This is a genomic window from Rhodopila sp. (assembly GCF_035548235.1).
Classification (GTDB): domain Bacteria; phylum Pseudomonadota; class Alphaproteobacteria; order Acetobacterales; family Acetobacteraceae; genus Rhodopila.
This window is the reverse complement of the sequence record NZ_DASZTJ010000273.1, coordinates 18,169-32,657: the sequence shown is the minus strand read 5'-3', so window position 1 is coordinate 32,657 and position 14,489 is coordinate 18,169. Positions and strand designations below refer to the sequence as shown.

At 67.0% G+C, this 14,489-nt stretch carries 14 protein-coding genes; 5 read left to right on the top strand and 9 right to left on the bottom strand.

Going from position 1 to position 14,489, the window contains the following annotated elements:
- Nucleotides 1-124: 124 nt before the first annotated feature.
- The 4 genes from VHB27_RS22025 to VHB27_RS22010 are packed head-to-tail and all read right to left on the bottom strand — an operon-like array spanning nucleotide 125 to nucleotide 4,852.
- Complete coding sequence (locus VHB27_RS22025; protein WP_325604626.1) at nucleotides 125-1,369, bottom strand: ABC transporter substrate-binding protein; 1,245 nt, start codon at nucleotides 1,367-1,369, stop codon at nucleotides 125-127.
- Nucleotides 1,370-1,417: 48 nt separating this feature from the next.
- Nucleotides 1,418-2,143: an ABC transporter ATP-binding protein gene (locus tag VHB27_RS22020; protein WP_325604624.1), complete on the bottom strand. Its 726-nt coding sequence runs from the start codon at nucleotides 2,141-2,143 to the stop codon at nucleotides 1,418-1,420.
- Nucleotides 2,136-3,896 (bottom strand): branched-chain amino acid ABC transporter ATP-binding protein/permease, encoded by a 1,761-nt coding sequence (locus tag VHB27_RS22015; RefSeq protein WP_325604622.1) that lies wholly within the window; start codon nucleotides 3,894-3,896, stop codon nucleotides 2,136-2,138. Before VHB27_RS22015 ends, VHB27_RS22020 begins: the two co-directional genes overlap by 8 nt.
- Nucleotides 3,896-4,852 carry a branched-chain amino acid ABC transporter permease gene (locus VHB27_RS22010; RefSeq protein ID WP_325604619.1) on the bottom strand — a complete coding sequence of 319 codons (957 nt, stop codon included), beginning with the start codon at nucleotides 4,850-4,852 and terminating at the stop codon, nucleotides 3,896-3,898. The genes VHB27_RS22015 and VHB27_RS22010 overlap by 1 nt, the downstream gene beginning before the upstream one ends.
- A gap of 281 nt (nucleotides 4,853-5,133) precedes the next feature.
- On the opposite strand from VHB27_RS22010, the gene VHB27_RS22005 reads away from it, so the two are divergent.
- From VHB27_RS22005 to VHB27_RS21990, 4 genes are all read left to right on the top strand, one after another.
- Nucleotides 5,134-6,486, top strand: coding sequence for an MmgE/PrpD family protein (locus VHB27_RS22005; RefSeq protein WP_325604617.1), 1,353 nt, complete (start codon nucleotides 5,134-5,136; stop codon nucleotides 6,484-6,486).
- Entirely contained in the window at nucleotides 6,483-7,505 is a 1,023-nt protein-coding gene (gene dctP, locus VHB27_RS22000) for a TRAP transporter substrate-binding protein DctP (protein WP_325604615.1), read from the top strand. The genes VHB27_RS22005 and dctP overlap by 4 nt, the downstream gene beginning before the upstream one ends.
- A gap of 110 nt (nucleotides 7,506-7,615) precedes the next feature.
- Complete coding sequence (locus VHB27_RS21995; protein WP_325604613.1) at nucleotides 7,616-8,905, top strand: outer membrane beta-barrel protein; 1,290 nt, start codon at nucleotides 7,616-7,618, stop codon at nucleotides 8,903-8,905.
- Entirely contained in the window at nucleotides 8,905-9,675 is a 771-nt protein-coding gene (locus VHB27_RS21990) for a WecB/TagA/CpsF family glycosyltransferase (RefSeq protein WP_325604611.1), read from the top strand. The genes VHB27_RS21995 and VHB27_RS21990 overlap by 1 nt, the downstream gene beginning before the upstream one ends.
- Here VHB27_RS21990 and VHB27_RS21985 read toward each other — a convergent pair.
- The 4 genes from VHB27_RS21985 to VHB27_RS21970 all read right to left on the bottom strand — a co-directional run bounded on the left by VHB27_RS21985 (nucleotide 9,611) and on the right by VHB27_RS21970 (nucleotide 12,981).
- Nucleotides 9,611-10,636 carry a glycosyltransferase family 2 protein gene (locus tag VHB27_RS21985; RefSeq protein ID WP_325604609.1) on the bottom strand — a complete coding sequence of 342 codons (1,026 nt, stop codon included), beginning with the start codon at nucleotides 10,634-10,636 and terminating at the stop codon, nucleotides 9,611-9,613. The two genes, VHB27_RS21990 and VHB27_RS21985, sit on opposite strands and share 65 nt — an antisense overlap.
- Nucleotides 10,633-11,589: a glycosyltransferase family 2 protein gene (locus VHB27_RS21980; RefSeq protein ID WP_325604653.1), complete on the bottom strand. Its 957-nt coding sequence runs from the start codon at nucleotides 11,587-11,589 to the stop codon at nucleotides 10,633-10,635. Before VHB27_RS21980 ends, VHB27_RS21985 begins: the two co-directional genes overlap by 4 nt.
- An 86-nt stretch (nucleotides 11,590-11,675) precedes the next feature.
- Nucleotides 11,676-12,374, bottom strand: a complete 699-nt coding sequence (locus VHB27_RS21975) for a sugar transferase (protein ID WP_325604607.1) — start codon at nucleotides 12,372-12,374, stop codon at nucleotides 11,676-11,678.
- 154 nt (nucleotides 12,375-12,528) lie between these two features.
- Nucleotides 12,529-12,981, bottom strand: coding sequence for a GtrA family protein (locus VHB27_RS21970; protein ID WP_325604605.1), 453 nt, complete (start codon nucleotides 12,979-12,981; stop codon nucleotides 12,529-12,531).
- Nucleotides 12,982-13,164: 183 nt separating this feature from the next.
- Here VHB27_RS21970 and VHB27_RS21965 point away from each other — a divergent pair, with 183 nt between their 5' ends.
- Nucleotides 13,165-13,587, top strand: a complete 423-nt coding sequence (locus VHB27_RS21965) for a cupin domain-containing protein (protein ID WP_325604603.1) — start codon at nucleotides 13,165-13,167, stop codon at nucleotides 13,585-13,587.
- Here VHB27_RS21965 and ltnD read toward each other — a convergent pair whose 3' ends face one another.
- Complete coding sequence (gene ltnD, locus VHB27_RS21960; RefSeq protein WP_325604601.1) at nucleotides 13,588-14,481, bottom strand: L-threonate dehydrogenase; 894 nt, start codon at nucleotides 14,479-14,481, stop codon at nucleotides 13,588-13,590. It lies immediately after the preceding gene.
- Nucleotides 14,482-14,489 lie beyond the last annotated feature (8 nt).

Here is a 14,489-nt window from a genome sequence, read left to right as displayed (position 1 = left end):
CCTTCCGGCTGCCGAGACCAGTCCCCGGCGGCGCCGTTGGCTACCGCGTCGGACGGGGCCGCGTCCAGACGGGCCGTTGGCGTTTGTGCCCCTGACCGGCCTTGGGCCGGTCAGGAAATGCCCCCTATACCTTTGGCCAGAGCGCGTCCGTCGTCGCGATTTCCGCCGGGTAGACCGGTTCCGGCCGGCCGCTGCGCCACTGCACGATGCACAGCTTGGCGCCGACGCGCCGGCCGTTGGCATCGTATTTCAACCGGCCGTCGGGGAAGAACAGGGCAGGGCCGTCGGTCATGTCCAGCGCATGGATCGCCGCGCCGACCTTGCGGCGATCGGCAACGCCGCAGCGTTCCAGCGCCTCTTTCAGGATCATCACGTGGACATAGGCGAAGATCGAGTCGTGACCGAACCACGGTTCCTTGGTCCGCTCCATGAAGCGCTTGGACAGGTCGGCCTGGCGCTTGCCGGGCCAGTTCGCCAGGCCGACCATGATGCCTTCCAGGTTGTCCGCGCCGGTCACCTTCAGCAACTCCGGCACCGCCCAGTGCCCGCCGCCGCCGATCTTCGGCAGCCGGTCGGACTTCAGGTTGAACTCGGCGAACTTGTCGGCCAGCAGCTTGTCATCCGGCACGTTCGTCGACTGGAACCCGCAGAAATCCGGCCTCGCCGCCCGGATATGCTGGACCATCGTCGTGGCGTCCGTCAGCGGCGGCGTATAGACCTCGTCGGCGACCAGTGTCAGGCCGAGATCGGCAGTCGCCTTGCTGCGGATCGTCTTCATGAAGCTGACCGAGGACGCCGTGTTGTCGCCGATATAGGCGAATTTGGTCGGCTTCTTGCCGGATGCCTTCTGCGCCAGCTCTATGACCATGGGCAGCAGCTCGCGCGCCTGCTCCTCGGCGGTGGGTGAGGACTGGAAGACGTATTTGTAGCCGCGTCCGGTGATCAGGTCGGAGTAAGACAGCGTCAGCCAGGGCAGTTCGGCGCGTTCGGTGACCTCGGTCGCCGCCAGGGTGAAGGTCGACAGCCAGCAGCCGAAACCGCCGACCAGGTCGGGTTCCTGCGCGATCATGCGCTGGGCCGCGTCCTTGGCTTTTTCCGCGCTGTCCTGGGTGTCGTATTCCACCAGCTTCAGCTTGGCGCCACCCATCGACTTGATGCCGCCGGCGTTGTTGACGTCGTCGATCGCCATGCGCGCGCCCATCTGCTCCAGGATGCCCTGTCGCGCCCAGGGGCCCGACAGCGGCACCAGCATCGCGATCTTGACCTCCTTCGGGGTCTGCGCTCGGGCGCGGCGCAGCGGCAGCGCGGATGCGGCAGCGCCCGTCAGCAGGGCGTTGCGGCGGGTCAGCAGGGGCGGAGTGCGGGTCATCTCGGGCGTCCTCTTATTGATTTCGTTAGCGATCAAACCGTCGTCGGGTCACGGCGGCTCTTCGTCCGTCAGTCCAAGGTAGGACCGCCGTACCCGATCGTCCTTCAGCAGCGTCTCATATGGCCCGTCCAGCACCATGTGCCCGGTCTCCAGCACATAGCCGTGGTCAGAGAGCTCCAGCGCTTCCGCGACACGCTGTTCCACCAGCAGGATGGTCATGCCGTCCTCGCGATGGATCTGCGACACGCGTTCGAAGATCGTTTCCGCCACCGCCGGCGCCAGGCCCATCGACGGCTCGTCCAGCATCAAGAGCCGGGGCGCGCAGGCCAGGCCCCGGCCGATCGCCACCATCTGCTGCTCACCGCCCGACAGCGTGCCGGCCAACTGCCCGGCGCGTTCGTGCAGGATCGGAAACAGTGTGTGGATGCGGTCCAGCGTGTGGTGCCACGCCTCCCGTCCGGCCTTGGGATAGGCGCCCATTTCCAGGTTCTCGCGCACCGTCAATGTCTTGAACACCTGCCGCCCTTCCGGCACGTGCGCTATGCCCATATGCGCCCGCTCCGACGGCGCCAGCGCCGCAAGGTCCTTTCCCATGAAACGGACAGTCCCGCCCGCCGGCCGCACGATGCCGGAGATCGTCTTGAACAGCGTCGACTTCCCGGCGCCGTTGGGGCCGACGACGGTGACGAACTGGCCCTCCTTCACCGTCAGCGAGACATCGGTCAGCGCGCGCAGCCCGCCATAGGCGACCGACAGGTTGGAAACCTCAAGCATCCTGTTTCGCCAGCCATTTCTTGCCGAGATACGCCTCGATCACGGTGCGGTCCTCGACCACCGCCCGCGGCAGGCCGGTGGCCAGCACGCGGCCGTGGTCCAACACGACGAACCGGTCGGCGATCCGCATCATGGCGTGCATCGTGTGTTCGATGATGACGACGGTCATGCCTTCGCCGCGCAGGCGTTCCAGCACGTTCAGCACGTCGTCGCATTCCTCGCGGCCAAGCCCGGCCAGCGTTTCGTCCAGCAGCAGCAGGCGGGGATTGCCGGCGAGCGCGCGCGCCAACTCCATCAGCCGGAGTTGCTTGTTGGTCAACTGGCCGGCCGCGACGCCGGCGAGGTCCTCCATGCCGACGCGGCGCAGCGCATGGGCGGCGGCGGCGATCGCCTCGGCGTCGTTCATCCCCGCGCCGTAGGCGCCGACGATGACGTTATCCAGCAACGGCAGGCGGGGGAAGCTGCGCACTACCTGGAAGGTGCGGCCGACACCCATGCGGCAGACCTGATGGACCTTGCGGCCGGACATCACCTGCCCATCCAGCGTGGCGACGCCGCCGTTCGGCGGCAGCACGCCGTTCAGCAGGTTGAACAGCGTCGTCTTGCCGGCGCCGTTGGGGCCGATGATGCCCAGGATCTCGCCCGACCGGACCTCGAACGTCACGTCGGCGACGGCGCGCAACCCACCGAAGCTGCGCGACAGGCCTTCGACCTTCAGCAGCGGCGTGCCCGCCGCCGCGTGCGGGATCGCTGCCGGCGGCGGCAGGCGTTCGGGCAGGGGGGTGGCCAGGCGCGGTTTGAACAGCCGGTCGCGGACGGTCCAGAACAGCCCGTCGGGCGCCGCCAGGATGATGGCAATGATCGCCACGCCGTACACGACGCCCTGGATGCCGGGCAGGTAGTTCCCCAGTTCCGCGTTCAGCGATTCCGCCAGCGGGACCAGGATGGCCGCGCCGATCACCGGTCCCCAGATGGACGCGACGCCGCCGAACAGCGTGACCACCACTGCCTGTGCCGAGACCAGCATGCCGAACACCGAATCCGGCGTCACCACCAGCAGCACGCAGGCATAGAACCCGCCCGCGGCGGCGGCGATCATCCCCGACACGACCAGCGCCCGCATCTTCCACAGCCGAGCGTTGATGCCCGCGGCCTCGGCGGCAAGCTCGTTCTGGCGGATGGCCAGAAGGGCGAGGCCGAACCGGGAATTCTCGACGATTGCCGCCACGACCAGGCTGGCGGCGAGCAAGGCCATGCCGACGAGGGTGTACCAGCGCGGTTCGGTGAATTCCAGGAACGCCACCGGATGCTCCTTGTGCATCGGCAGCGACATTTCCTGGAAGCCCAGGTATTGCAGGAAATAGAGGATCGCCAGTGGGTAGGCGAGCATCGACAGCGCGAAGTAATGGCCGCGCAAACGGAAGGTCGGCAGGCCGATCAGCACCGCGGCGACGGCGGCGACGCCCATGCCCAGCGGAATGCCCAGCCAGGGCGTGAGGTTCCAGTAGACCAGCGCCAGGGTGACCACATAGGCGCCGATACCGAAGAACGAGGCGTGGCCGAACGACAACTGACCGCCATAGCCGGACAGGATGTTCCACGACACGCCGAACACCGCCCAGATCGGCACCAGCGTCATGATCAACTGGTAATAGCTGTTGGTGACCAGTGTCGTGGCGGCGAGATAGACGGCCGCAATGACGGCCAGGGCGATCAGGTCGCGGCGCAGGCGGGAGGCGGCCCCGTGTCGCATCAGGCGCGCTCCGCCGAACGGCCGAACAGGCCCTGGGGCCGCAGCAGGACGATCAGCAGGAACACCACGAAGATCGCCGCGTTCTGCAATTGCGGCGGCAGGATCAGTGCAGAACATTGCTGAACGAAGCCAACCGTCAGCCCGCCCCAGAAGGCGCCGAGGATGCTGCCCATGCCGCCCAGCACCACGCCGGAATACATGATGATCACGTAATCCAGGCCGACGAACGGCCCGAAAGACAGATAGGTCGCCATCAGGCCGCCGGCGATCGCGGTGATGCCGCTGCCCAGGGCGAACGCCATGCGGTAAGCCTTGTCGACGTCGATGCCCATGTAGGTCGCCGCCGTCGGATTGTCCGCCGCCGCGCGCAGGGCCTTGCCCAATCTCGTGTATTCCAGCAGCAGGTACAACGCGACCGCCGTCACGATGGCCACCGCGCAGGCGATCAGCCGCGCCTTGTTCAGGAAGATCGTGGCATCGCCATAGAAGCCGGTGATCTCGAACGCGCGCGACGACAGCGGGGTGCGCACCGTCACCGGTGTGGAGCCGAACAGGATCAGCCCGCCATTCTGCAGGATCAGGGAGATGCCCAGCGTGACGATCAACTGGCCGAAATGCCCCTCATCCAGCGTGCCCGAGGTGCGCAAGCCGGACACGCGCGCGACCAGGAACCGGTGCATCAGCGCGCCGCCCGCGAAGACGATCGGTCCCGCCAGCAAGGCGCCGACGAAAGGGCCGATGTAAGGTCCTAGGAAGGCCAGAACGCCACCTCCGGTGACGAGGTAGAGGCTGGCGAACATGCCCAGCATCAACAACTCGCCCTGGGCGAAATTGACGATGCGCATGACACCGAAGATCAGTCCAAGGCCGATGCACATCAGGCCGTAGATACAACCGATGGTGATGCCCGCGGCGACGGCATTCGCCACATTCTCGATCAGGATTTCCAGATCCACTGGCGTCCCGCTTCCTCCCGTGTCGTTCGCATTTCGTCGCGTCGTTCGTTGCGAAGGGTTCTTGCCGGGATTGATCGGGTGGTCAAGCGGAAGTGTACGATTGCACGGCAGCGGCGGATCGAGGGCAGGCGATGCATCCGCCGCGCCGCCGTCCGACCTGCCACTCGCCGCCCTGGCATGGACTGGCCGACACAGGCGGGTTCCCGCCGGCCGGTTGACGCGGGTGCCCCCTCGGACAATCCTCCGCGCCGGCCAGAAAACCGTCCCGGAGGTTCCGTCCCATGACCCTGACCAAAGCCCTCGGCCAGTTCGTCGCCGACCTGTCGCCGAACCGCCTCCCCGAAGACGCCGCCCGCATTGCCCGCATGGGCTTCATCGACTGCATCGGCACCATGATTGCCGGGCGGCAGGAAGATAGCGTGCGGATCATGACCGAGACGCTGGCCCCCGGCGACGGCCCAGCCACGCTGACCTTCGGGGACCGCAAGGCCCCGGCGCCGGAGGCCGCCTGGATCAACGGCACCGCAGCGCATGCTTTGGACTATGACGACGTCGCCCTGCGCGGCCATCCCAGCACGGTGCTGGTGCCGGCGATCCTCGCCGAAGCGGAACACCTGAACGCCTCAGGCGCAGACATGATCACCGCCTATGTCGCCGGCTACGAAGCCTGGGCCGAGTGCTTCCGCCGCGACAGCGGGCTGCTGCACCAGAAAGGCTGGCATCCGACGGGCCTCTACGGTGCCGTCGGCGCGGCGGCGGCCTGCGCCAAGCTGCGCAAGCTGGATGCGGAGAAAGCGGCGATCGCCATCGCCCTCGGCGCGTCCCAGGCGGCTGGGCTGATGTCGAACTTCGGTACCATGACCAAGCCGTTCCATGCCGGCAAATCCGCTCATGCGGGCATCATGGCCGCCCGCCTGGCCGAAGCCGGGTTCACCGCCAATACCGACGCGCTGGAACATCCGCAGGGTTTCCTGCATGCGATCTCGCCCTCGGGCGAAGAGGACCGGACATCGGACTGCAAGGCCGGCGTGGAATGGGCGATCCTGAAGCAGGGGCTGGGTATCAAGAAATACCCGACCTGCTACTGCACGCATCGCGCCATCGACGGCATGCTGGACCTGGTGGCCGGCAGCCCGATCAAGGCCGATCAGGTCGACAAGATCACCGTCAACATCAGCGATTACTTCGCCACCGTGCTGCGCAACCACCAGCCGGATACCGGCCTGGCCGCCAAGTTCAGCATGGAGTTCTGCATGGCATCCGGCATCGTCGCCGGCCGCGTCGGGCTGAGGGAACTGACCGACGACTTCGTCCGCCGTCCCGACATCCAGGCGCTGATGCGCAAGGTGGAGATCGTCACGAGCACCGAATACGATTCCGAGTTGCCTGGCGCCGCGCCGGCGGACAAGGTCAGCGTCCGCCTGACCGACGGCCGGACGATCGAGGGCGAGCCTGTGAAGCGGGCGACCGGCCATCCGACGCGGCCGCTCTCGGACCAGCAGTTGTACGACAAGTTCGCCGACTGCCTCGATGCCGGCCAGTCGCCGATCCCGGCCGAGGTCCTGTATCGACGCCTATCGACGATCCAGTCCATCGGCGCACGCGCGCTGACCGCTCCGGCTGGCCACGCGTGATACCGCATCCGGTTCGGCGCCGCCTCGTCATCGGAACGGCGCTGGCCGCGCCGTTCATCCGCACCGCCCGCGCCGAACCGGTGAAGCTGCGGGTCTCGGTTGACACCACGCCCAGCCATGGCCGGACCATCGCCATCGCGGATTTCCTGAAGAAGCTGGAGGCCGCGTCTCAGGGCCAGATCAAGACCCAGTTGTTCGACAGCGGCCAGCTCTTCGCCGACCGCGACGTGATCAAGGCTCTGGTGCTGGGCCAGGTGGAGATGGCCGCACCCGGCACCTGGCTGGTCTCGGCCTATGTGCCGGAGGCCGATCTCGCCCAGCTTCCCGTATTCTATGGCCAGCCGGTCGAGGCGACGCATCGCGCCATCGATGGCATTCCCGGCGACCTGGTCAACCAGCAGGTCACCAAGAAGCTGCGCGTGGCGATTCCCGGCCGCTGGATCGACCTTGGTTTCACGAACTGGTATTCGACACACAAGCCGCTGAACACGCTGGAGGACCTGAAGGGCCTGACGATCCGCAACTCCGGCGGGTTCGCCCAGCCCTGGCGGGCCAAATTCTTCGGCGGCGTGCCGAACATGACCGCATGGCCGGACGTGCCACTGGCCTTGTCGCAAGGCACGTTCGACGCGTTGCAGAGTACCAATGAAAGCTGCGCCAGCGCCAAGCTGTGGGACGCCGGCCTGCGCTTCGGGCTGATCGACCACCAGAACATGGGCGACTACATTCCGATGATCTCGGCCACGTTCTGGGGCGGCCTGAGCCCTGAAATGCGGACCCTGATCACCGACCTGTGGTCGGCGAACATCGGTGGGTACCGCACCAGCCTGCTGGCGGCGCAGGACAAGGCCGAGAAGGCGCTGAAGGACCATGGCGTCAAGATCGTCGATGTGCCCAAGGAGCAACTGGCGATCGAACGGCAGCGGATGATGGAACAACAGGACGCCGTCGCGCGGGAGATGAAAATGTCGCCGGACTTCGTCGCTCGGATCAACGAGGCAGTGGCGGCGACGAATTAGCATCCCTTCCGTCATGGTGGCCCCTTGGTCACCATGACGGCTGAGGCGTCGGTACCCCACCCACCGGGCGTTAATCGATCCTTAACGACTCCGCCCGACACTACGCCGGTATGTGGCGGCGGTACCCTCTGTTCTGGATGTTCCTGGCGCTCGTCGGCTCCATCTGCGTGATCGGGCGGGCGACCGCCGAGATTCTTACTGCCCTGCTGCCCGACGGCGTCCCAGGCTATGATGACGGCCCCGGAGTCACGGTCGAAACCCGGCTGCACCCCGAACAGATGCCCCTCGGGCTGCGCGAGGGGCCCGTCGTCATCGCCCCGAAACTGGCCGAAAGCATCGGCTATGACAGCAACGAACTGTCCGGACCGACCAAAGGCGGAAGCTGGGAGGTCGGAACCGACGCGACCCTTGGTCTCTCCTCGGAAACCGCCCGTACCACCCTGGGCGCGATTTTCTCGCTGGAGGACCGGCGCGTGCTGGCGTACCCCGACCAGAGCCGGACCGACGGGACCGTCTCGGCCGGCGGCCGGTTCTCGGCCGGCCAGGATGAAATCACCGCTGCTGTCGCGCATATCGAGCGGCACGAGGACAGGGGCGCCCTCGACACCTTGCCCAGCGACCGCCCCGTCGCCTTCCACGTCGACGACGTCCGCCTGGCGTACACGTTCAACCGGGCACCGTGGAGCCTGACGCCGGAGGTGGAAGCGACCGAGTGGCGATACGATCCCACGACGATCGGCGGCTTGCCGGTGGACCAATCCTATCGGGACCGTGTCGTGGTGCAGGCCGGCGTCACGCTGCGCTATGCGCTGGTGCCGCTGCGTGACCTCGTGTTCGTGGTGCGCGGCCTGGGGCAGGACTACACACATACGCCCGCCGGCCAAATCAATCCCGGCTCGCGCGGCTACCAGGTGCTGGCCGGGATCTCCGACAGCGCCGACCCGGTCTGGCACTGGCGGATGCTGGTGGGCGGCGAGATCCGCCGCTTCAACGCCGCCGCCTATCGCGCGCACAACACCGCGATCGCCGAGGCCGGCGTGAGCTGGTCGCCAAGCGGGATGACCACGGTCTCAGGCACTATCAGCCGCGAGACCGACGCAGCCGCGCAGGAAGGCGTTTCGGGCGCCACCTACACCACCGCTCGGCTGGCGATCGATCATGAGTTGCGCCGCGACGTGCTGCTGAACGGCTGGGTCGGCTGGCAGCGGCAGGACGATTTCCAGGGCGGATACCAGGCTGGCACGCGGTTCGGCGTCGGCGTGACTTGGGTCGTCAATCGGATGACCCGTCTGGTCCTGACATTCGACCAGGTCGACATGCACGGCTCCGCTCCGGTCGCCGGCATTGCCCCCGGATACAGCCGCGGCCTCGGGCTGATGACCGTCAAGCTGGGCTTGTGATGCGCTTCCTGGATCTCGACTTCACCGTCCTTTCCCTCCACCAAGTCGCCGAGGCCATTGCTGCTCGGCCGCCCGACGCGCCCTTCGCCTACGTCGTGACGCCAAACGCCGATCACTTGGTCCGGCTGTCGGGACAAGGACGGGACAAGGACGGTCGTGTCCTGCTGGGCATTTACCAGCGTGCTGCCATCTGCCTGCTGGATTCGCGCGTCGTGGCACTGCTTTGCCGGCTGCTTCGCCTGAAAGCTCCGCCGGTCGTTACCGGCAGCGACCTGACCGAACACTTGGTCAGCCGCCATATCGCGCCGAATGAGCGAGTGGTGATCATCGGCCTGTCGCCCGTCTGGCTGCCGGCGCTGGTGGCGCGTTACCGACTGGCGGCCCCAGCCCATTACGACCCGCCGATGGGCTTCGATCGCGATCCCGCCGTGCTGGCCGAGGTCGTCGCCTTCATCAAGGCCAATCCGGCGCGGCTGATCTTCCTGGCGACCGGGTCGCCGCGCCAGGAGATCCTGGCCGATGTCCTGAGTCGGGAAACCGGGCTGACCGGCACGGGGTTGTGCATCGGTGCGTCGCTGGAGTTCCTCTGTGGCGCCCGGACCCGCGCGCCGAAATTCCTCAGCCGATGCAGCCTGGAATGGGCCTGGCGGCTGGCGCTGGAGCCTCGGCGTATGGCACGGCGCTACCTGATCGAAAGCCCCAAGGTCATCGGCCTGCTGTGGCGGCAGCGCCGGATGGCTGCCCGATCGCGGCGAATACTTCGCGCATGAGCCGCCGGACCAAGCCGCCGCGGTGGGCCTGGTCGTTGCGCCGGAGATATGCCAGGGCCTGAGCACCCAGGGCCTGAGCACCCAGGGCGCGGTCCGCCGGTTCGGCCGGCATGCGCCATGCGGCCATGATCGCGCGCAGCGTTGCGATGGGCCTGCCGTTGATCGTGCCCTTGACCAGATAGCCTGCCGCGCGGGGCCACGCCGAGCGGGCGTGCTTGCGTTCGATATAGAGACGGTTTCGGACGAAATAAAACCACCGCCGTCCGCTCCAGGTGACGCGATGCTCGCCGGCCACCTTGTGCCGGATGACGATGTCGCCGCGATAGCGGATGCGCCAGCCTTGGGCGATGGCGCGCAGGGCGAAATCGAATTCCTCCCAGCAGAAGAACAGAGCGTCGTCGTAGCCGCCGGCGTTCAGCCAGGCCGAACGGCGGATGGCATGGCCGGCGCCGACGAAGGTGACGGCGTCGAATGATTCGCCGGCGGCCGGCAGCAGGCCGCGCGGATAGCCCCAGGACGAGAGGTCGTCGCGCCCGGTTCGGTCGGAGACGATCCGGCAGCCGATCGCTGCCAGCGCCGGCTCCGCGTCCAGAGCGGCGACCAGGCGCGCGACCGTGTCGGTGGTCGCGAATTCGGCGTCGTTGTCCAGTGCGACGATGGTGCGGCCGGTTCCCACCCGCGATAAAAAATTGCGGCCGCCGGCGACGCCCAGGTTGGCGTCGGTGACGAACAGGCTACAGTGCGGACCGATCGCGGTCACCAGGCGATCCAGATTTTCCGGTGTCGAGCCCTGATCCAGGACATAGACATGCGTATCGACACCAGTCTGCGCTCGAGCCGAAAGAATCGCGGCGATCGTCTCGTCCGCCCGGTCCAGCGCCAGGATGATGATATCGGCCGCAACCGGTTGTATCGGCGGTGGTTCGCCCGCGAGCAGGCGACCCGAGGGGGGCGGCGTCATCGCGGCCATTCCAGCGGTGCGAAGGTCAGGTAGGCGAGGCGTTTCATCTCCTTCCGGCCGCGCGCCACCGCGTCAAGGATCAGGCCGCAAGTCTGCGACAGGCAAGCCAGAAGCACCAGCCCGGTGGACAGCAGCGCGGTCGGCAGCCGCGGCACCAGGCCGGTCTCCAGGAACGCGACCACCACCGGCGTGCCCAGCACGACACCAAGACACAGCAGGACCAATCCGGCGATCGAGAATACCTGCAGCGGACGCTCCTGCTGCACCAGCGTCACGATCGCCCTGATGATCCGCATCCCATCGACGAAGGTGTTCAGCTTCGACCGGCTGCCATGGGGGCGGGAGCGATAGGGCGCCTGCACTTCCTGCATCGGCATGTGCAGGGCCAGGGCGTGGACCGTGAATTCCGTTTCGGTCTCGAAGCCCGAGGACAAGGCGGGGAACGACTTGACGAAGCGGCGGCTGAACACACGGTAGCCGGACAGGAGGTCGCTGATCCCGTCGCCGAAGATCCAGGATACGATCCGTGTCAGCGCCACGTTGCCCAGGCGGTGACCCCGGCGATAGGCGTCGCGATCGTTGCAGTGCCGAGCGGCACTGACCATGTCGGCCTGGCGTTCGAGGAGGAGGCGCAGCATGGACGGGGCCGAGGCGGCATCATAGGTGTCGTCGCCATCGACCAGGATATAGGCGTCGGCTTCGATGTCGGCGAACATGCGGCGCACGACGTGGCCTTTGCCTTGCAGCCGTTCATGGCGAACCACGGCGCCGGCTGCTTCGGCTTCGGCAATCGTTCCGTCCGTCGAATTGTTGTCGTAGACATAGACCGTCGCGTGCGGCAGCGCGGCCTGGAAATCCAGCACGACCTTGGCGATCGTTGTCGCTTCGTTGTGGCAGGGGATCAATACCGCGACCCGCGCCGGTGCGCGCAGTAAGTTGAACCGTTCCGCGATAGAACGATTCGGCCGGGGTTCCTCGCGCACGCTGGATGCCTCATGGAGGCCCTGGTCCAGCGGCAGTGTGGGGGCGCGTAAGTGGCTCACCAGGCATTCCTCATGCACAGGACCGCGGCGACGGTGCGGCAGACGATCTTGAGGTCGCCCGTGAGGCTCCACGTGGCGATGTATTCCAGGTCGCTATCGACCCGGCGCAGGAGTTTTTCCTCGGTATCGGTTTCCCCGCGCCAGCCACGTACCTGGGCAAGGCCGGTCATGCCGGGCTTGACGCAGTGGCGGGCGGCGTAGCGATGGGTGATGGTCTCGAACGGGCGTCCGGCGGCGCAGGTGCCGGGGGCGTGAGGGCGGGGGCCGACGATCGACATCGTTCCAGCCAGGACGTTCAACAGTTGCGGCAACTCGTCGAACGACGTGCGGCGGAGCACGGCGCCCAGCCGCGTCACCCGCGGATCGTTGCGCGTCGCCTGGCGGCAGCCGTCGTGTTCGCGCGCGGCGTGGCGCATGGTGCGGAATTTCAGCATGCGGAACGGTCTGCCGTGCAGACCGATGCGGTCCTGCCGGAACAGGACCGGTCCCCTGGAGGTCAGCCCGATCGCCAGGGCGGCGACCAGCATCGGGGCACCGAGGATCGCCAGCAGCAGCAGCGCGATGACCACGTCCTCGATCCGCTTGAGGACGACGGAAGTTGGAACGACGTAGGTCGAAAGTGGTGGGAACGCGTACGAAACGGAGCCGTCGCTATATGCGAGGGGTTCGAAGTTCCGAATGCGTGAATCGAACATCAGTTTGCCGCGAGCTTGAATGACGGCGCGCAAATTCGCGGCAAGACATGAACGTGCGGTTAATGCTCCGTACGATGGTACCTGGTTTCACGGAATCTGTTGGCAGGCGTCAAATTGTGTGAAACGCACAACGAACATGCGCTCGCGGATGTCCTCAGCGGAAGACCAGCCTGCGCGAGACGCCGAAATTCACGAACATGCCCGCGATGGCGCCCGCCGAGGTCGCGATGACCGGCTGCGCCGCCGCCAGCGGCATGAAGGTCACCAGCAGCGCGTAGACGCTGCGATTGAGTACGAAGCCCAGCAGGTTGGTCGTCAGGAACATCGCCCATTGCCGATGCATCGGTCCCGATCCCCGGCCACGGAACGTGAACGAGCGGTTGAGTGCCCAATTGACCGTTGCCGCGGCGAAATACGCGACGATGCCGGCGCCGTAGAGTCCCAGCGTGCCGCGTGTCGCATAGACGGTCGCCGTGTCGATCACCAGCCCGACCAGCCCGACCAGGCCGAAGCGGACGAACTCGGCGGCGACGGCGATCCGGGCCGGCGAGGCCGACCGCCGCAGCGACGGCGGCAACAGGCGGAGCAGGATCGTCTGGATGTACATGTCTCGGTCCGATGCGGCGCTTTCCCTAACGGTTCGACGGCGCGAACCGCAAGCATTTGTTGCCGGTTGCCCCGCCGCGCCGGTGGGCCTACCGTCCGGTAGCAGATGCCGGCGGCCCAGCCTGACAACGTGTACGCGACTGGCAGGGCACATGATCGGCAAGGCCGAGGAGGAGATGGCACCATGAACGACACGGTAGGATCCGGCGCGACGACGAGCGGCAAGCTGGCATACGCACCCGCCGCCAATCCGGTCTACAAGGCCGGACGGCGCGAATTCTTCAAATACCGGGAGCTTGGCGTCACCGAGGCGACGGGCGGCAAGATGCGCGCCCAGGTGACCAGCGCGACCCAGGGCCTCGGCCGCCCGACCGGCTGGCACTATCACGTCTGCGAGCACCAACTGGTCTTCATGCTGAACGGCTGGCTGGACCTGGAGTTCGAAGACGGAACGAAGGTCCACATGGTCGCCGGGGATTCGCTGATGATCCCGGGCGGCATGCGCCATAACGAGACCGGAACGGCGGACGAGTTCGAGCTGCTGGAGGTGTCGGTGCCGGCGGAGATGAAGACAGTCGTCTGCGACCCGCCGGCGGGGATGGGCTGATCAGGACTTCGCCGGCAGCGGGATCCCGGTCAGCGCCTCCCACACCCGGATGACGAACGCATCGTCCTTGTAGCCTTGGCCATGGGCCGAGGCTGCCAGGAACAGTTGATGGGCCGCCGCGGCCATGGGCAGCGGGAAGGTCAGCGCCCGCGCCTGGTCCAGCACGATGCCCAGGTCCTTGACGAAGATGTTCACCGCCGACAGCGGCGTATCGTCGCCGGCCAGGATATGCGGCACGCGGTTCTGCCACATCCAGGAACTGCCGGCGGACTCCGAGATCACCTTGAACAGCGTCTCAGCGTCGGCCCCCGCTCGGATGCCAAGCGCGAGCGCCTCGGCGGCGGTGGCGATGTGGACGCCGGCGAGGAGCTGGTTCACCATCTTCACCGTGCTGCCTACGCCCGGTTCGGCGCCCAGCTTCCAGACCTTGGTGGAGATCGCCTGCAGCACCGGATCGGCCTTGGCGAAGGCGGCGTCGGACCCCGAGGCCATGACCGTCATCGTCCCGGCCCGAGCGCCGACCATCCCGCCGGAAACGGGGCTGTCGAGCATGAGGAAGCCGGCCTCCTCGATCCGCTTGCCCAGCGCCCTGGCGGCCTCGGGCGCGATGGTGGCGCAGCAGAGGATGACGCCGCCTTTCGTCATGCGAGGGAGGCAGCCCTTGTCGCCGAACAGCACCGCCTCGGTCTGCACGGCGTTGACGACGAAGACGACCAGGGCTTCCAGGTCGGGCGGCAGTTCCTCAGGCGAGGCAACGGCGGTCCCGCCGGCTTCGGCGAAGGCGGCGCGGCTTTCCGCGCGCAACTCGCAGCCGGTGACGGCGTGGCCTTTGTTCAGCAGGTTGAGCGCCGCGCCCATGCCCATGGTGCCGAGACCGATGACACCGACCTTCATGCTGACCT